This window comes from Pseudomonas sp. OST1909, assembly GCF_015277575.1.
In the GTDB taxonomy this organism is placed as follows: domain Bacteria; phylum Pseudomonadota; class Gammaproteobacteria; order Pseudomonadales; family Pseudomonadaceae; genus Aquipseudomonas; species Aquipseudomonas synxantha_A.
Window position 1 is genome coordinate 915048 of sequence record NZ_CP063780.1, and the last position, 19047, is coordinate 934094.

The following is a 19047-nucleotide window of genomic DNA, read 5'->3' on the forward strand; positions in this document are numbered from 1 at the left end:
GAAGGCGCTCCGCGGTTCAAACGATGGTGAACAGCGGCTGGTCGTACTCAACCGGCTGACCGTTTTCTACCAGGATGGATTCAATGACGCCGGCTTTTTCAGCGGTGATGTGGTTCATCATCTTCATCGCTTCAACGATGCAGATGGTGTCGCCCACTTTCACGGTCTTGCCCACTTCAACGAAGGCTGGCGAGGTCGGTGCCGGGGTGCGGTAGAAAGTACCGACCATTGGCGACTTGACCACGAAGCCGTTCAACGCTGGTGCGGCTGGGGCAGCAGGGGCTGCGGCAGCGACTGGAGCGGCAGCAGGGGCGGCAGCGGCAGGAGCCGGTGCTTGCATCTGCGGTGCGTAGAACTGTTGGGCCGGGGTCTTGCTGTGACGGCTGATCCGTACGGACTCTTCGCCTTCCTTGATTTCCAGCTCGTCGATACCGGATTCTTCCAGCAGTTCGATCAGTTTCTTAACTTTACGGATATCCATGAATCATCAACTCCCAAGGGTCGGTCAGGGGCGTTTAGCCTGTTCTTCAACGTGTTCCAGGGCGGCCTCCAGGGCCAGTCGGTAACCGCTGGCGCCAAGGCCGCAGATCACTCCTACCGCTACGTCGGAGAAGTAAGAGTGATGGCGGAAAGCTTCGCGTTTGTGCACGTTCGATAAATGCACTTCGATGAATGGGATGCTCACCGCCAGCAGCGCGTCACGTAATGCAACACTTGTATGCGTAAAAGCGGCGGGATTGATCAGGATGAAGTCCACGCCTTCGTGACGCGCGGCGTGGATGCGATCAATCAATTCATACTCGGCATTGCTTTGCAGGTAGAGCAGATGGTGGCCGGCTTCACGGGCCCGTCTTTCCAGGTCGAGGTTGATCTGGTCGAGGGTCACTGCCCCGTAGACGCCCGGTTCGCGGGTGCCAAGCAGGTTCAGGTTGGGTCCATGAAGAACCAGTAAGGTCGCCATCGGCTGTTCCTTGTTATTGGTAGGGGTGCGGCAGAACCCGGCGACTATGCCGCAAAGCCTTTGTGACTGTCCAGTTCTATGCAGTAGCCAGCACGATTAGCGAGGATTGCGCAAAATTTGTGACTGTGAGCCGGCATCTGGTCAGTGTGGGAGCTGGCTTGCCTGCGATGACGGTGTGTCAGTGGTGGATGAGTTGGCTGATCCTGCGCTATCGCAGGCAAGCCAGCTCCCACATTTTGGTCTTCATGGGGCATCAGATCGAGTCAGACGCGGAAGGCTTGTACGGCGGTAGTCAATTGCCCACCCAGCACCAGCAAGTGCTCACCCTGGCTACGCCCCTGCCCGATACGCAGCAGGTTGTCCTCACCTAACTGGTGAATCCGCTCACTGTTATCACGAATCTCACTCACGGCCCCGCTCTGCTGCGCGGTCACATCGGCGATGCGCACCGCGGTCTCGGAAATCGTCTGGATCGCACCGACGATTTCATCCAGCGCACCATCTGCTGTCTGGGCTTGCTGGGCGGTGGCTTCGGCGTGCTCAACCTGGGCGCGCATGCCTTGCACCGATTGGTGGGCGGCGGTTTGCAGGCCGGCGATCAGGCCCTGGATTTCGGCAGTAGCGCCAGCGGTGCGCTGCGCCAGGGAACGTACTTCATCGGCCACCACCGCGAAGCCGCGCCCGGCTTCACCGGCGCGAGCCGCCTCGATAGCGGCATTGAGCGCCAGCAAGTTGGTCTGCTCGGCAATCGAGCGAATCACGGTCAGCACGCCGCCGATGGTGGCGGATTCTTCCGCGAGTTTCTCGATCATCTGCGCATTTTGCTGCACTTCGCCCACCAGGGCGTGCAACCCGGTCAGGCTCAGGCCGATTACGCGCTGGCCTTGCTCCACAGCAAAGCCTGCACTGCGACTGGCGCCGGCAGCCTGGCTGGCATCCCCGGCCACTTGCTGGATGGTGGCTTCCAGTTCACCCAGGGAGTCACGGATCTGCGCGGTGTCGCCGGCCTGACGCTCGGCGCCGTCGTGCAGGCCGCTGCTCAGTTCGGCGAGGGTGCGGCTGCTGCCGGCCACTGCTTCGGCATTCCCGCGAATAGTGCCTACCAGGCCCACCAGATAGGCGCGCAGGCGGTTCAGGGAGGCTTCGATAGCGTGCAGTTCATGGTTGGTCTTGCCCAGGGCTATCGGCTGGCTGAAATTACCTTCGGCCCAGGTCGACAAGGCCGGTGCCAGATTGGTCAGCACCCGTGCCAGGCGCCGTTGCAGCGTGTCGATCAGCAGTGCGATCAACAGGATGAGGCCGATCATCACGCCTTGCAGCACACGCACCTCGCCCTGGATTCTGGCGTGCTGTGCACGCACTACCGGCTCCAGGCCGGCGATGGCCTGTTGCACGTTGGCGATCTTCAGGTGGGTGGCAGCGGCGAGGTCGGCGCGCTGCTGGATCTGCTCGCGGGTGCGCTGGAGTTCGGCGGGGTAGCGGGTCAACAGGCTGTTGAGCTCGCGCTTGAGGTCGACGCCGGTGTCCTGGACTGCGGTTTTTTCGGTGTTTTCCAGGCCCATCAATGCGGAGAAATCGTCAGCGTTGGATTCGGCGCTGGCCTTTACCCCAAGCAATCGCAACTGTGCCAACAGGTCGGCCTGGGTGCGCATGGTGGCAATCTCGCGCTCCACCTCGTCGGCCAGCTCGGCGCGGCCGCTGCTCACCAGCTTGTCGCGGGCCAGGGACAGTTTGCCCAGATGCTGCGAGGCGGTCAGCAGGGGAGGCAGGTAGCGTGCTGCGTCTGTGGAGTTGACGCCGCTGGCGTACTGGCTCAGTTGCTCCAGGTTTGCGCCCAGTTCACGCTCGGCCTGAACCAACAGTGCTTGCGGGTCGCCGGCCAGCTTGCCTGCAGCCAGCAGGTCGGTCTTGCTGAAGGTTTCCAGGTCCGCCAGGCTGGGGTGCAGGGTTTGCGCCAACTCGGCCGGCAATTGCGCGAGTTGCTGCAACAGGCTCTCCAGGCTTTGACTGGCGCTGCTCAGGCGCAGGGCATCGCCGCTGGCCAGGTAGTCTTCGATATTGCGCGCTGCCTGGTTTTGAAAGCCCTGGGACAGGCCCAGGTAGCGCTCCATCAATAAATAAGGCCGCTCCAGCGCCCGTTGCGACCACCACAGCGTCGCCCCGAGGGCCAGGCATACGGCCACCAGCAGAAGGGTATTGAGATTGGTCAGCAGCTTGAGGCGCATGCGGGGTTTCAACCGACGGCAAAAGATAAGTGCCTGAAGTTATTGCGCTTGCGTTACAGAGTTATGACCGATTCGGTGGATTCCGGTGAAAAGATGGCACTTTGCTTTGATGCGCGCGCGGCTTGCACGCGGTTGCGTCCGGCGTCCTTGGCAAGGTATAGCGCTTCGTCAGCCTGGGCGGCCATCGTCAGGCTGTCGCACCCGTCACACAGCTCCACCAGGCCGGCACTGAAGGTGCACCACAAATCCTGCGGTTGGGCGGGGTAGTGGATTTCTGCAAAGCGCCGCCGAATGTCGTCCAGTACCTTGCAGGCCGATTCCACGTCGGTGTCGGGCATCACGATGGCAAACTCTTCACCGCCATAACGGCCGATGTAGTCGGTCTTGCGCAGGCGCTGCTTGAGAAACAGCGCCAGGCTCTTGATCACCCGGTCGCCCATGGGGTGGCCGTGGCTGTCATTGACACGTTTGAAGTGGTCGATATCCAGCATCGCAAAGCTCAATGGCTTGTTCTCGCGGCGGGCGCGAAAGCTGCAGTCTTCGAGCAATTGCAGGATATGCGTATGGTTGTACAGCCCGGTCAGGCTGTCGCGCACCATCCGCGCCTTCAAGTTGCGCGCACGCGCGGCGCGGTTGCGCACGGTGGTGATCAGGTGGCGCGGCTTGATCGGTTTGGTCAGGAAGTCATCGCCGCCTTCGCTCATCGCGTCCAGCTGTTTGTCCAGGTCGTCTTCGGCCGACAGGTAGATGATCGGCACGCTGACGTAACGGTCGTTGTGGCGAATCACCTTGGCCAGTTCGGTGCCGGTACAGGCGGGCATATACATGTCGAGGATGATCAGGTCGGGCTGGAAATCCGCCAGTTCGGCCATGGCCTGGATCGGTTCGATCAAGGTGCGCGTGACAATCCCGGCGCTGTTGAGCAGGCGCTCGGTGTGCAGCGCCTGGGCCCGCGAGTCGTCAATGATCAGCACTTTGTACGGCTCGTACTGGGCAACGCAGGTCAGCACTTCGATCTTTTCCAGCAGGCTCGAAGCCTCCAGGGTGCCGGTCAGGAACTCCTCACCTCCGGCGCGCACGGCGGCCAGGCGCGTCGGCGTGTCGGTTTCGTGCAGGCTGAAAAACAACAGCGGCAGCTTTTGCTCCAGGCCCTCCTGGGCTTGCGCGGCGAGGGTGAGGCCCAGGCCGGGGCCGCAAAAGTCCACGTCCATGACGATGGCTGACGGCAGGCGTTCGGCCATGGCCGTGTGAAAAGCCGCGACGCTGTCCAGGGACTGGGCACTCAGGCCAAAGAATTCCAGCTGCTTGGCCAGGCGCTCGGCGCGGTCGTGGTCGGCCAGCATCACGTAGATCGGCTTGCGCATCGGTGGCAGCAGGGTTTGCTCAAGCTGGTCACCCTGACGCAGCCCGGTGCGCGACAGGCGCTGCATCAAGCGGTTGAGTTCGGTGATCAGTTGGCTGCTCAAACGGCCACGGTTTTCGTCCACCGCCTGGAGAGTTTGGCCAATATGCTGGGCCAGTTGGCGGTGTTCGGGTTGTTCAAAACGCTCGGCGAAGCGCTGCAGGCGCAGGTTGGCTTCGCTGAGTTCGGAAAAGTCGGCGTTCGACCATTCGCCGCGTTGCAGGCGCTGCCAGATCTCAAGAATTTGACGTGCCTGATGAATTACCCGCTGGGCAAAATGCTGCTTGAGACGCTCGCGGCTAGGGTCTTCTGACTCGGTCATATCCTGACTACTGTGAGGGTGCATGCTGAGGTCGACTGATGGCTCTATGCTAGCACCTCTTTTCTGTTGCATGAGTGTCATACGTCAATTAAGTCTGCGTGCCGGATATTCAGTTATTGACCCGCGGGTCGCGCAGCGTAAAAAGCGTGCATCCTTTATAGTCCAACCTTGCTTGTGCGCCACTTTCGCGTAAAAGCCCCGCAACGATGGGCACGATGGGGTAGGGTTGTGGTCGGAGTGTCTGAACGCACCCGGACAATTGACGTGCATGAACTCAAGTGATTGAAAGGATATCGCCATGCTGGACTGGAAAAACCGTGAAGGCAGTGCCAAAGGCCCCGCCCCTGAGCCCAAGTCGGCCAACCGCAGCTATTTTCGCAACTTGCTGATGAGCCGGGCTTTGCTCAGCATTATCGGCCTGTACCTGCTGGTCACCGGTGGCCTGGGTTGGTACTGGAGCCAGGAGCCGGCGCTGTTTCCGGTCCAGCAGAACGCCCAGCTTGCCGCCGAGAAGGAAGGCAAGCAGATGGTCGTGGGCTACACCACGGTCGAAACCCTCAAGACCGTGGTCGGCACCTTGCTGAACAAGCCTGGCGGCTACATCTCCAACGACCGTTTCCCGCCGGGCTTGTGGATGGACAACATGCCGAGCTGGGAATATGGCGTGCTGGTGCAGGTGCGTGACCTGACCCGCGCACTGCGCAAAGACTTCGCTCGCTCCCAGTCGCAGTCGGCTGAAGACGCGGACTTGGCCAAGGCCGAGCCGCGGTTCAACTTCGATAACAAGAGCTGGGTGCTGCCTTCGAGCGAGTCGGAATACCAGGAAGGCATCAACTCCCTGAGCCGCTACGAAGCGCGTCTGTCTGACCCGAACCAGCGCGGCGCACTGTTTTACGCGCGTGCCGACAACCTGAACAACTGGCTGGGCGATGTAGCGACCCGTCTGGGCTCGCTGTCCCAGCGCCTGTCGGCCAGCGTCGGCCGCGTCAAGCTGAACACCGCGCTCAAAACCGAGGCGCTGGCGCCGGGCGAAGTGCCGCAAGTCGATGAAGAGGTGGTGGAAACCCCATGGATGCAGATCGATAACGTGTTCTACGAAGCCCGTGGCCAGGCATGGGCCTTGTCCCATCTGCTGCGCGCCATCGAAGTCGACTTTGCCGACGTGCTGGCCAAGAAAAACGCCACCGTCAGCGTGCGCCAGATCATTCGTGAGCTGGAGGCCTCGCAGGAACCGGTGTGGAGTCCCATGATTCTTAACGGCAGTGGCTTCGGGGTACTGGCGAACCATTCGCTGGTGATGGCCAACTATATTTCCCGGGCAAACGCTGCAGTGATCGATTTGCGTCAGCTCCTCAACCAGGGTTGATGATGGACGCTACTCAAAAGGAGGCCGAACACCGTGCGGCCTCCGATGCTGAACTGATCTGCTGGGTCGACGAGCAGGACAACCTGCTCGGCCACCTGGTCAGGTCCGACCTACGCCAGCGCGGCCTGATTGGCCGTTGCACCTTTATCTTTCTGTTCAATTCCAAGGGCGAGCTGTGCGTGCATCGGCGCACCTTGAGCAAGGCCCTGTATCCGGGGTTTTGGGATACGGCGGCTGGCGGCATGGTGGCGGCGGGGGAAAGCTATGCCCTGTCGGCACAGCGGGAATTGGCCGAAGAGCTGGGCGTAAGTGGAGTGGAGTTGGTCGAGCACGATCATTTTTACTTTGAAGATGGTGACAGCCGCCTGTGGTGCACTTCCTACTCTGCCGTATGGGACGGCCCGTTGTGTTTGCAGCCTGAAGAGGTCATGGAGGCACGCTTTCTGCCCATCGAAACGGTGCTTGCCGAGGCCGAGCAAAAGCCCTATTGCCCGGATGCTCAAGAAGGTCTGCGGCGCTATCTCGCCTTACGTCGCTAAAGTTGCATAAATTGGCGCCATTTGGCTCTTAGCAACTTCGCTTTTTGCCGTTACACTGCGCGCCTTTTCACCCGAACCACATTAGCGGTTCGGTAGCGCTGCCCCTGCCTGAGTGGGGCTTCGCGGTCGGTCACCGCCCTTTGCGGCGCCGATCAGTCTTCATCCTCCCAAGAGGATTGCCGGTGGCCAAAAAAGCCGCATCCTTCGCCGCCCTTGGTGGCCTGGTATTTTCCACCGATGCAGGTCGACACTGCCCGGACTGTCGTCAGCCCGTGGATTCGTGTACCTGCAAACAGACCCTGATCCCCGAAGGCGATGGCATTGCCCGCGTACGCCGCGAGAGCAAAGGCCGTGGCGGCAAAACGGTGACCACCATCACCGGTGTGCCTCTGGCCGAAGATGCCCTCAAGGAGCTGGCCACCACGCTGAAAAAGCGCTGCGGCACCGGTGGTGCGTTGAAAGACGGGGTCATCGAGATTCAGGGTGATCACGTCGAACTGCTGTTGGCCGAGTTGATCAAGCTCGGTTACAAGGCCAAGAAGTCCGGCGGCTGAAAGCCTCTTCCCAACCTGTGGCTAAACTCTGTCCTGCGAGTGGGGTCTGACCTTCTTGCAGGCAAATCGTCATTTTCATTCTTTAGACTGCGCCAGCCTCCGCTTGAGGTGGCGCCTTCGCCTTCATTTATAGGGGACTTCGATGTCCGTACGACGCACACGCAAAGACGATGGCAGCCAATGGACAGTTGCGGACAGCCGCAGTGTTTACGGGATCCGCCATTGGGGGGCCGGTTATTTCGCGATCAATGAAGCCGGTCGCGTAGAAGTCCGCCCCAACGGTCCGAACAGCACGCCGGTCGATTTGTACGAGCAGGTCGATCAACTGCGTAAAAGCGGCCTGTCGTTGCCGCTGCTGGTGCGTTTCCCCGACATTCTGCAAGACCGTGTACGCCAACTCACCGGCGCCTTCGATTCGAATATCGAACGCCTGGAGTACCAGAGCAAGTACACCGCGTTGTACCCGATCAAGGTGAACCAGCAGGAAGCGGTGATCGAGAACATCATCGCCACCCAGAACGTCTCCATCGGCCTGGAAGCAGGCTCCAAGCCCGAGCTGCTGGCCGTGTTGGCCCTGGCGCCGAAGGGTGGCACGATCGTCTGCAACGGTTACAAGGACCGCGAGTTCATCCGCCTGGCGTTGATGGGTCAGAAGCTTGGTCACAACGTATTTATCGTGATCGAGAAAGAATCCGAGGTCGGGCTGGTGATCGAAGAGGCCGCCAGCCTCAAGGTCAAGCCTCAGGTGGGTCTGCGTGTGCGCCTGTCTTCCCTGGCATCGAGCAAGTGGGCGGACACCGGTGGCGAGAAATCCAAGTTCGGCTTGTCGGCGGCGCAGTTGCTGTCGGTGGTCGAGCGTTTCCGCGCGGCCGGCCTGGACCAGGGCATCCGCCTGCTGCACTTCCACATGGGTTCGCAGATCGCCAACCTGGCCGACTACCAGCACGGGTTCAAGGAAGCTATTCGTTACTACGGCGAACTGCGCAACCTCGGCCTGCCGGTGGACCACATCGACGTCGGCGGCGGCCTGGGCGTGGACTACGATGGTACCCACTCGCGTAACGCCAGCTCGATTAACTACGACATGGACGACTACGCCGGCGTGGTCGTGGGCATGCTCAAGGAATTCTGCGATGCGCAGAGCCTGCCGCACCCGAACATCTTCTCTGAAAGCGGTCGCTCCCTGACCGCCCACCACGCCATGCTGGTGGTGCAAGTCACTGACGTCGAGAAGCACAACGACGAAATCCCGACCATCGAAAACAAGGAAAGCCTGCCGGAAACCGTGCAATGGCTGGTGGACCTGCTCGGTCCGACCGACATCGAAATGGTCACCGAAACCTACTGGCGCGCCACCCACTACATGAGCGACGTGGCCACCCAGTACGCCGACGGCAAACTGACCCTGGCGGAAAAAGCCCTGGCCGAACAGTGCTACTTCGCCGTCTGCCGCCGCCTGCACAACTCGTTGAAAGCCCGCCAGCGTTCGCATCGCCAGGTGCTGGACGAACTCAACGACAAGCTGGCTGATAAGTACATCTGCAACTTCTCGGTGTTCCAGAGCCTGCCGGACACCTGGGCCATCGGCCAGGTCCTGCCGATCCTGCCGCTGCACCGTCTCGACGAAGAGCCGCTGCGCCGCGCCGTGCTGCAAGACCTGACCTGCGACTCCGACGGCAAGATCAAGCAGTACGTCGACGAGCAGAGCATCGAGACCAGCCTGCCGGTGCACGGCTTGAACGAAGGTGAAGACTACCTGCTGGGTATCTTCCTGGTCGGCGCGTATCAGGAAATCCTGGGCGACATGCACAACCTGTTCGGTGACACCGACTCAGTGAACATCTACCAGCGTGAAGACGGTTCGGTGTACAGCGCCGGGATCGAGACCCACGACACCATCGAAGACATGCTGCGCTATGTGCACTTGTCGCCGGAGGAGTTGATGACGCATTACCGCGACAAGTGTGCGAGTGCGAAGATCTCCGCGTCTGAGCGCACCCAGTTCCTGGATGCGTTGCGCCTGGGCTTGACCCGTTCTTCGTACCTGTCCTCGTAATCTATGTGGGAGGGGGCTTGCTCCCGATAGCGGTGGATCAGTCAATGAATCTGTTGACTGACACTCAGCTATCGGGAGCAAGCCCCCTCCCACATTTGGATCTGCATTCCTTCAGTTTGCTCCCAGCCACAGCCCTTGCCGACTCAAGCGCCAGGCTATCGCCCAGAGTGTCAGGCTGCGCACGGCCATGAACAGCAGGAAGGTTACCCACAACCCGTGGTTACCCAACCCCTGCAACGCCCAGGCAATCGGCAGCACCAACAGCACCGTCAGCAACATCCCATTGCGCATCTCCCGCGCCCGCGTTGCGCCGATAAACAGTCCATCGAGCAAATAACTCCACACCGCAATCAACGGCAGTACCGCCAGGTAAGGCAGGTAGATGTCGGCGGTTTCGCGCACACTGGGAATATCCGTTTGCATAGCGATAAACAGATGGCCGCCGAAGGTGAACAGCAGGGCGAAGCCGAGGCTGGCGATCAGTGACCAGCCACAGGCCACCACCAATGAGCGCCGCAACGCCTGGCGGTCACGCGCACCGATGGCGTGGCCGCACAAGGCTTCGACAGCGTGAGCCAGGCCATCCAGGGCATGTGCCGTCAGCAACAGGCCATTGAGCAGCAGCGCATTGGCTGCAACGGTGGCGTCCCCCAGCCGTGCACCTTGCACCGTGATCATGAAGAACACCGACTGCAGGGCCAGGCTGCGGATAAAAATGTCGCGGTTGACCGCCAGCAACGGCCTCCAGCTTTGCCACAGTTTCAGTGCAGCCCAGGCGATATGGCCAGGGTAGGCGCGCAGGGCTTTTTGCGTAAGTGCCAGGCCGAGCAGCGCGCCGGTCCATTCAGCGATCACCGAGGCGCGGGCGGAGCCGACCACGCCCCAGTCCAGGCCGAGTACAAACCACAGGTTAAGCGCAATGTTGACCAGGTTGGTGGTCAGCAGAATCGCCAGCGGCGCCCGCGCATTCTGTGTGCCGAGGAACCAACCGACCAGCGCATAGCTGGCAAGGGCGGCGGGCAGGCCGAACAGGCGGGTGTGGAAGAATTCGCGGGTCAGTTGGTTCAGTTCAGGGGAGGGCTGCATCCATTCCAACGCCAGATGGCTCAGGGGAATACCGACCGTGCCCAGTAACATCGCCAACCCCAGCGCCAGCAGCAAGCCTTGCAACAGGATTTGCCGCAGCGCCGCGCCATCCTTGCGCCCGGCGGCCTGGGCGGCGAACCCGGTGGAGCCCATGCGCAGGAAACCCATGGCCCAGGCCAGGAAGGTATACAGGCTGGCGCCGACGGCTACGGCGCCCAGTTGATGGGCGTGGGGCAGGTGGCCGATGACCATGCTGTCGACCAGGGCTACCAGCGGCACGGAGATATTCGACAGGATCATCGGCGCGGCCAGGGCCCAGACGCGGCGATGGGTGGGGCGGTGGCGCCAGTCGGTGAGTAAGGTGGGCATACAGGTTCCTTGGTGGAGCGGTATTGTACCCATCCATCAGCCACGCAACAGAACCAGTGTGGGAGCTGGCTTGCCTGCGATAGCGGTGAGTCAGCCAGTGAGATATTGGCTGCAGGACCGATATCGCAGGCAAGCCAGCTCCCACAGGGTTCGTCGTTGGTTGTTGGATTTGGCTGGGACTTGAGGCTGCCCAGAACCAAACTTCCCTCCGTCGGTCAATGTGACCGGCACCGCAGCAGCCAGCGCGGCGCTGATATATAGTTCACCCCTCGGTTCCCTCTGACTACGAGTGCCCCATGCTTAACAAAGGACTGTTCCTCGCTTGCGCGCTGGCCCTGCTGAGCGCCTGTGATTCTTCCGATAAGCCCGCTGCACCGACGGCGCCCGCCGCGGCAAGCGTAGCGCCCAAACCCGCCAAGGCGGCAGTGGACGTGGCGGCGTTGAAGCAGCGCTATGCCGGGCGCGAGTTAAGCGTGGTGGACGTGTCCGAGGTGCAGTTGGACGGGGCCAGCACCTTGTCGGTGAGTTTCTCCATTCCTCTGGATCCGGATCAGAAGTTCGCCGACAAGCTGCACTTGGTGGACAGCAAGTCCGGCAAGGTCGATGGTGCCTGGGAGCTGTCCGATAACCTGATGGAGTTGCGCCTGCGCCACCTGGAGCCGCAGCGCAAGTTGGTGCTGACCGTGGACGCCGGGGTGAAGGCAGTCAACGACAACACACTCGCCGCCGAATACACCGCCCGCCTGGAAACCCGTGATCTGCAAGCCACCGTCGGCTTCGCCAGCCGTGGCACGTTGCTGCCGACGCGCCTGGCCGAGGGTTTGCCGGTGATCGCGCTGAACGTCGACAAGATCGATGTTGAGTTCTTCCGCATCAAGCCCGAATCCCTGCCCTCGTTCCTGGCGCAGTGGGGGCGCAATACCAGCCTGCAAAGCTATGAGTCCCGCGAACTGCTGCCGATGGCCGAGCTGGTCTACGGTGGGCGTTTCGACCTGAACCCGGCACGCAACACTCGCGAAACCCTGCTGCTGCCGATTGCCGGCCTCAAGCAATTGCAGCAGCCGGGCGTGTACCTGGCGGTTATGCGTGCCTCGGGCACCTACAACTATTCGCAACCGGCCACGCTGTTTACCTTGAGTGACATCGGCCTGTCGGTGCACCGCTATGCCAATCGCCTGGATGTGTTTACCCAGGCGTTGGAAGGCGGCAAGGCACTGAACGGCGTGGAACTGGAAATCCTCGATGCCGAAGGCCGCGTACTCGGCCAGGGCAAGACTGAAGACGGTGGTCACGCCGAGCTGCCACTGCCGAAAAAAGCCCAGGTGTTGCTGGCCAAACAAGGCGAGCAGACCAGCCTGTTGCGCCTGGACAGCGCCGCGCTGGATTTGGCCGAGTTCGATATCGGCGGGCAGCCGTCCCACCCGCTGCAGTTCTTTGTGTTCGGCCCGCGTGACCTGTATCGCCCTGGCGAAACCGTGCTGCTCAATGCGCTGTTGCGCGACAAGGATGGCAACGCGGTCAAACCGCAGCCGGTGAGCGTCGAGGTGCGTCGTCCGGATGAACAGGTGAGCCGCAAGTTTGTGTGGGATGCTGATGCCTCCGGCCTGTATCAATACGCGCTGCAACTGGCCGGCGAAGCACCGACCGGGCGCTGGCAGTTGGTATTTGACCTGGGGGACGGCAAGCCGCAACTGTATGAATTCCTCGTCGAAGACTTCCTGCCCGAACGCCTGGCACTGGAACTCAAGGGCAGTGAAACCGCACTGAGCCCAACGGAAAATCCGGTCATTCAGGTCAACGGGCGCTATCTGTACGGCGCACCGGCATCCGGCAATCGGGTCAGCGGCCAGGTCTATGTGCGCCCGCTGCGTGAGGCGGTCAAATCTCTGCCGGGGTACCAGTTCGGTTCCATCACTGAAGAAGAGCTGAGCCAGGATTTCGAACTGGACGAAAGCGTACTCGACGCCAATGGCGAGCAAGCGCTGACCCTGGAAAGCAAATGGGCCGAGGCCAAATCCCCGTTGCAACTGATTGTGCAAGCCAGCCTGCAAGAGTCCGGCGGGCGGCCCATCACCCGACGCCTGGTGCAGCCGATCTGGCCGGCCGAGCAATTGCCGGGCCTGCGCGGGTTGTTTGATGGCAAGGAAACCAATGGCGATGGCCCAGTGGAATTCGAAGTGCTGGTGGCCAACCAAGACGGTCAGAAACTAGCTGCGCAAAACCTCAAGGTGCGCCTGGTGCGTGAGCGCCGTGACTACTACTGGAACTACTCGGAGAACGATGGCTGGAGCTATCACTTCAACGAGAAATTCCTCAACCTCGATGAGCAGACCCTGAACATCAAGGCCGGCGACACCGCCAAGGTCAGCTTCCAGGTGGAGTGGGGCCCGTACCGTGTCGAGGTGGAAGACCCGCAGACCGGACTGGTCAGCAGCGTGCGCTTCTGGGCCGGCTACCAGGCCCAGGACAACACCGAAGGCGGCGCCGTGCGCCCCGACCAGGTCAAGCTGGCGTTGGATAAACCCGCCTATGGCGATGGCGACACCGCCAATGTCACCGTCACGCCACCGGCTGCCGGTAAAGGCTACTTGCTGGTGGAGTCCGCCGAAGGCCCGCTGTGGTGGCAGGAGATCGACGTACCGGCCGAAGGCAAAAGCTTTGCGGTGAAGCTCGACCCGAAATGGTCGCGCCATGATCTGTATGTGAGCGCCCTGGTGATTCGCCCCGGCGAGCGCAAAGCCAATATCACCCCAAAACGTGCCGTGGGCCTGTTGCACCTGCCGCTGGATCGTACCCAGCGCAAACTCGGCCTGACCCTCACTGCACCGGAAAAAATGCGCCCCAAACAACCGCTGACGGTGAAGATCGCTGCCAAAAACGCCGATGGTAGCGTGCCCAAACAGGTGCATGTGCTGCTGGCGGCGGTGGACGTGGGCATCCTCAATATTACCGAATACCCCACGCCCGATCCGTATTCCAGCCTGTTCGGCCGCAAAGCCTATGGCGTCGACCAGTTCGACATCTACGGCCAGTTGATCGAAGCCGGCCAGGGGCGCCTCGCCAGCCTGGCATTTGGCGGTGACGCGGCGTTGGCCAAAGGCGGCAAGCGCCCGGACACCAGTGTGACCATCGTTGCCCTGCAAAGCGCGCCGGTGACCCTGAACGACAAAGGCGAGGGCGAAGTCAGCGTCAATATCCCCGATTTCAACGGCGAACTGCGCCTGATGGCCCAGGCCTGGAGCGATGATCGCTATGGCATGGCCGAGGGCAAGACGGTCATCGCCGCACCGCTGATTGCCGAACTCTCGGCGCCGCGCTTCCTCGCGGGAGGCGACCAGACCACCTTGGCCCTGGACCTCTCCAACCTGTCGGGCAAGGCGCAGAAACTCGATGTGCAATTGACCGCGCAAGGGCAGTTGGAACTGGTCAACAGCGGCGCGCAATCGGTTGAGCTCAAGCAAGGCCAGCGCACCACCCTGCGTATTCCGGTAAAAGCCTGGGGCGGTCTCGGCCAGGGCAAGGTCAAGGTCACCGTCAATGGCCTGGACCTGCCGGGGGAAAACCTGCCGCCGTTCAGCCGCGAGTGGACCCTGGGCGTGCGCCCGGCGTACCCGGCCTTGCTCAAGCATTACCGCGCTGTGCTCAAGGATCAGCCGTGGAGCTTGCCGGCGGGCACGCTCGATCAGTTCGATGCCTCGGGGCGTGAGGCGCTGTTGAGCCTGTCGAGCCGGCCGCCGTTGAACCTTGGTGCACAGATCAGTGCGCTCAAGGCCTACCCCTATGGCTGCCTGGAACAAACCGCCAGTGGCTTGTACCCGTCGCTGTATGCCGACGATGCGCTGCTCAAGCGCCTGAGCATCAAGGGCGAACCGGATGCCGAGCGCAAACGCAAGATCGAGTTGGGCATCGAACGCCTGCTGGGGATGCAGCGCTACAACGGCAGCTTTGGCTTGTGGGGCGCTGACGGCGAGGAAGAATATTGGCTGACCGCCTATGTCACCGACTTCCTCCTGCGCGCCCGCGACCAGGGGTTTGCCGTACCGCCTGAAGCCTTGAAGAAGGCCAGCGAGCGGCTGCTGCGGTATGTGCAGGAACGCAACCTGATTGAAGTCGACTACAGCGACAACGCCGAGCACACGCGTTTTGCCGTACAGGCCTACGCCGGCATGGTGCTGGCGCGCAGTCAGCAGGCGCCGTTGGGTGCCTTGCGCAGCCTGTTCGAACGCCGCAGTGATGCGCGCTCCGGATTGCCATTGGTGCAGTTGGCCATCGCCTTGCAAAAAATGGGCGACCAGCCGCGTGCCGATCAAGCCTTGCTCGCCGGTTTGGCGGCGCAGCGCAGTGCCAAGGAATGGCTGGCCGACTACGGTAGCCCATTGCGCGATCAGGCGATGATCCTGGCGCTGCTGGAGGAAAACGATTTGGCCAAGGGCAAACGTGAAGAGCGCCTGTTTACTTTGTCGGACCAGTTGGCGGCCAGCCCGTATCTGTCGACCCAGGAGCGCAACTCGCTGTTCCTGGCCGGTCGGCTCGGTTTCGCCCAGCCCGAGGCTGACTGGCAGGTGTCGCTGACCGGCAGTGGCGGGGCGCGGGAGCTGAACAACCAGCAGTCCACGCTGCAACTGGATGACAAGCTGCTATCCAGCGACCTGAGCCTGAGCAATCAGGGCCAGACTCCCGTTTACCAGCAGCTGACTATTTCAGGTTACCCACAACTGCCACCGGCAGCGGGCGGCGAGAACCTGAGCATTCGCCGCGAATACCTGGGCATGAACGGCCAGCCATTGAACCTGCGCAGCCTCGACAGCGGCGACCTGGTGCTGGTGCACCTGGCCGTCAGTGCCAAGCAGCGCGTGCCGGATGCCCTGGTGGTAGACCTGCTGCCCGCTGGCCTGGAACTGGAAAACCAGAACCTGGCACAAAGCGCGGCGAGCCTTGAGAACGCCAGCAGCCAGGTGAAGGAGTGGCGCGAGTCGATGCAGAACGCATCGCTCAAGCATCAGGAGTTCAGGGATGATCGCTATGTGGCGGCGATGAACCTGGACGGCTACGGCACCACGCACTTGCTGTACCTGGCACGTGCGGTGACGCCTGGCACCTATCGCGTGCCGCCGCCGCAAGTGGAGTCGATGTATCGGCCGAACTGGCAGGCGGTGGGCGAGACGCCGGGGGATATGGTGATCAAGGGCCGCTGATTGCTCAAGTTGAAATGGGGACTACTGTGGGAGGGGGCTTGCTCCCGATGGCGGTGGGTCAGTCAAAATGTCATTGGCTGACACTCAGCTATCGGGAGCAAGCCCCCTCCCACAAGGGATTGGGGCTGTCAGTTAAATCAGTGCACAACCCAACTGAGCAACCACAGGCCCAGCAGCAGCCAGATGATGCCCATGATGATCGAGGCGCGCATAAAGGCGCGTACCGCCGAGTACAGCAAGAGCAGGCCAACGATCAGGGTGATGATGCTGATGATCGAGGTGTCCATGCCCAAGGTGCGCGACAGGCCATCGATAAAGTTGCCGCCGGCGTGGGTCAAGGCTCCGAACAGTCCGCTGAGACCGTCGACGATGAACCGGATGACGGAGCCGAGCGCCTGGCCCAACCATTCGAAAAAGCTTTCTACCTGCATGTGCGTGTCCTGAATAAGAAGGTGGGCGTGACTGTGCCTTTGGTCGTTATTGCCACAGGCTAGTTCCCTACAAGCATAGAGGTTTGCCCGCTTGAATTTGCGTTTTGTTGCCCGCTGGACCCTGGCGAGCCTGCTGTTGGTGATTGCCTTGCTGTGGCTGGCTGATCGGATCTGGCCATTGCCCTTGCCCCAGGACGACCTGGCTCGGGTGGTGCTGGCCGAAGATGGCACACCACTGTGGCGTTTTGCCGATGCCAATGGGGTGTGGCGCTATCCGGTGCATACCAGCGAAGTGTCGCCGTATTATCTCGATGCATTGCTCACTTACGAAGACCGCTGGTTCTACCAGCATCCCGGGGTCAACCCGTTGGCGCTGGTGCGGGCGACGTGGCAAAACCTTACAGGTGCGCGGGTGGTCTCCGGCGGCAGCACCTTATCGATGCAAGTAGCGCGTTTGCTCGACCCGCATTCGCGCACCCTGCACGGCAAGTTGCGTCAGCTGTGGCGCACTGCGCAGTTGGAGTGGCACCTCTCCAAGGACGAAATCCTCAACCTGTACCTGAACAGAGCGCCGTTCGGCGGTACGTTGCAGGGTGTGGCGGCGGCGAGTTGGGCGTACCTGGGCAAGTCGCCTGCACAACTGACTCACGCCGAAGCCGCCTTGCTCGCGGTATTGCCCCAGGCGCCCAGCCGTTTGCGCCCGGATCGTCATCCGCAGCGCGCCCAGGAGGCTCGCGACAAGGTGCTGCGCCGCCTCGCCGAGTTCAAGGTATGGCCGCAATCGGCGGTCGATGAAGCCCTGGAAGAACCGCTGCTGCTCGCTCCGCGCCTGGAGCCGAGCCTGGCGCCGTTGTTGGCGCGCCGCCTCAATCGCCCGGACAGTCCGCCGCTGATCCGCACCACCCTGGATGCCACCTTGCAACGACGTCTCGAAGACCTGCTGCTGGGCTGGCGCGCACGGCTGCCGGAACACACCTCGGCAGCGATCCTGGTGGTGGAGGAAGAAAGCATGGCGGTGCGTGCCTACCTGGGCTCGGTGGATATCAACGACACCAAGCGCTTTGGCCATGTGGACATGATCAGCGCGCTGCGTTCGCCCGGCTCCACGTTGAAACCCTTCCTGTATGGCATGGCCCTGGACGATGGCCTGATTCACTCCGAATCGCTGTTGCAGGACGTGCCTAGGCGTTATGGCGATTACCGGCCGGGCAATTTTTCCATGGGCTTTACCGGGGCGGTGCCGGCGAGCACGGCCCTGTCCAGCTCGTTGAACCTGCCGGCGGTGCAATTGCTGGAAGCGTACGGGCCCAAGCGCTTTGCCGCACAGATGCGCATCGGCGGCATGCCGCTGGCATTGCCGGCGCTGGCCGAGCCGAACCTGGCGCTGATCCTCGGCGGCGCGGGCAGTCGCCTGGAAGACCTGGTGAGCGGCTATAGCGCCTTGGCCCGTGACGGCAAAAGTGCGACGTTGCGACTACAGCCGGAGGATGCGCTCAGGGAGCGACCTTTGCTGTCGCCGGGGGCTGCGTGGATTGTGCGGCGTATCCTCAGCGGCCAGGCACGGCCCGACCGCGACCCGCGTGCCGAGTTGGTGCAACGCCCGGTGCTGGCGTGGAAAACCGGCACCAGCTATGGCTTTCGCGATGCCTGGGCGATTGGCGTGGGCCCGCGTTATTTGATCGGCGTCTGGATTGGCAGGCCCGATGGCACACCCGTGCCGGGCCAGTTCGGCCTGGCGTCGGCGGCGCCGTTGATGCTGCAGGTGCATGACGTGCTGACCAACCGCGACAGCCAGCGCGGCATCAGTGCCCTGGTCAAACCGGTGCCGGCGAATATCGGCGTGGCGGCAATCTGTTGGCCGCTGGGCCAGCCCATGAACCGCAGCGACCCCAACTGCCGTCGCCAGCGTTTCGCCTGGACCCTGGACAACACCACGCCGCCGACCTTGCAGGCATTGGATCAACCCTTGAGCGTGGGGCTGATGGAGAGCATCTGGGTTAATGCCAAGGGCTTGCGGGTTGATGCCCATTGCCCTGGCGCGGTGCCGAGGCATATTGCCCTGTGGCCAGCGCCGCTGGAGCCCTGGTTGCCAAGGGTTGAACGCCGTGAAGCGCGCATTCCTGCGCCTGACCCGGATTGCCCGCCACCGGCGCTGGCTGCGGCTTCGCCATTGTCCATTGTGGGCGTGCGCGAGGGCGACCAGTTGCGCCTGCCCGCGGCCAGCCAACAAGCCTTGCGCCTGAAAATCTCCGCGTTGGGCGGCAGCGGTCGGCGCTGGTGGTTTCTCAACGGCGCACCGTTGGGGGACAGCGCCAATCAGGACAGCATCAATGCCAGTTTTGAGCGGTTGGGGCGATATCAGCTCAGCGTGTTGGATGAGGCCGGTCAAACCGCCAGGCTCGAGTTTAGCGTGGTTGATTAGGGCCTCATCGGGAGCAAGCCCCCTCCCACATTTTGAAATGTGTTCACAAATCAAAGTGTGGGAGGGGGCTTGCTCCCGATAGCGCCCTTGAGAACACCACCGCTATTCACTTGCCTTCA

At 62.0% G+C, this 19047-nt stretch carries 12 protein-coding genes; 6 read left to right on the plus strand and 6 right to left on the minus strand.

Features of this window, described 5'->3' with window-relative positions; all coding sequences use genetic code 11:
- Positions 1-16: 16 nt before the first annotated feature.
- From accB to IH404_RS03955, 4 genes are all read right to left on the minus strand, one after another.
- Positions 17-481 carry an acetyl-CoA carboxylase biotin carboxyl carrier protein gene (gene accB / locus IH404_RS03940; protein ID WP_005784398.1) on the minus strand — a complete coding sequence of 155 codons (465 nt, stop codon included), beginning with the start codon at positions 479-481 and terminating at the stop codon, positions 17-19.
- A 24-nt stretch (positions 482-505) separates the two neighbouring features.
- Positions 506-961: a type II 3-dehydroquinate dehydratase gene (gene aroQ / locus IH404_RS03945; protein ID WP_005784399.1), complete on the minus strand. Its 456-nt coding sequence runs from the start codon at positions 959-961 to the stop codon at positions 506-508.
- Positions 962-1224: 263 nt separating this feature from the next.
- Positions 1225-3186 carry a methyl-accepting chemotaxis protein gene (locus IH404_RS03950; protein WP_005784401.1) on the minus strand — a complete coding sequence of 654 codons (1962 nt, stop codon included), beginning with the start codon at positions 3184-3186 and terminating at the stop codon, positions 1225-1227.
- A 53-nt stretch (positions 3187-3239) separates the two neighbouring features.
- A complete protein-coding gene (locus IH404_RS03955; RefSeq protein WP_005784403.1) occupies positions 3240-4910 on the minus strand; it encodes a PleD family two-component system response regulator in 1671 nt (556 codons plus the stop codon).
- Between the two features lie 298 nt (positions 4911-5208).
- Between IH404_RS03955 and IH404_RS03960 the strand changes: the two genes are divergently transcribed.
- The 4 genes from IH404_RS03960 (at position 5209) to speA (ending at position 9425) form a co-directional block, all read left to right on the plus strand.
- A complete protein-coding gene (locus tag IH404_RS03960) occupies positions 5209-6276 on the plus strand; it encodes a DUF2333 family protein (protein ID WP_003188197.1) in 1068 nt (355 codons plus the stop codon).
- A 2-nt stretch (positions 6277-6278) separates the two neighbouring features.
- Positions 6279-6815, plus strand: a complete 537-nt coding sequence (locus IH404_RS03965) for an NUDIX hydrolase (protein WP_194439980.1) — start codon at positions 6279-6281, stop codon at positions 6813-6815.
- 182 nt (positions 6816-6997) lie between these two features.
- On the plus strand, positions 6998-7369 hold the full coding sequence (locus tag IH404_RS03970) for a translation initiation factor Sui1 (protein ID WP_005784408.1): 372 nt from the start codon (positions 6998-7000) through the stop codon (positions 7367-7369).
- Positions 7370-7511: 142 nt separating this feature from the next.
- Positions 7512-9425 (plus strand): arginine decarboxylase, encoded by a 1914-nt coding sequence (speA, locus tag IH404_RS03975; RefSeq protein ID WP_005784410.1) that lies wholly within the window; start codon positions 7512-7514, stop codon positions 9423-9425.
- Positions 9426-9536: 111 nt separating this feature from the next.
- Here the strand turns inward: speA and IH404_RS03980 are convergent, their stop codons facing one another.
- Entirely contained in the window at positions 9537-10880 is a 1344-nt protein-coding gene (locus IH404_RS03980; protein ID WP_194439981.1) for an MATE family efflux transporter, read from the minus strand.
- 296 nt (positions 10881-11176) lie between these two features.
- Between IH404_RS03980 and IH404_RS03985 the strand changes: the two genes are divergently transcribed.
- Positions 11177-16075, plus strand: coding sequence for an alpha-2-macroglobulin (locus IH404_RS03985; RefSeq protein ID WP_194439982.1), 4899 nt, complete (start codon positions 11177-11179; stop codon positions 16073-16075).
- A gap of 137 nt (positions 16076-16212) precedes the next feature.
- On the opposite strand, the gene IH404_RS03990 is transcribed toward IH404_RS03985, so the two are convergent.
- Positions 16213-16506 carry a hypothetical protein gene (locus IH404_RS03990; protein ID WP_043049487.1) on the minus strand — a complete coding sequence of 98 codons (294 nt, stop codon included), beginning with the start codon at positions 16504-16506 and terminating at the stop codon, positions 16213-16215.
- Positions 16507-16597: 91 nt separating this feature from the next.
- Here IH404_RS03990 and pbpC point away from each other — a divergent pair, with 91 nt between their 5' ends.
- The gene (gene pbpC / locus IH404_RS03995; RefSeq protein WP_194439983.1) at positions 16598-18928 is read left to right on the plus strand and encodes a peptidoglycan glycosyltransferase PbpC; all 2331 of its coding nucleotides are present in this window, start codon (positions 16598-16600) and stop codon (positions 18926-18928) included.
- Positions 18929-19047: the final 119 nt, after the last annotated feature.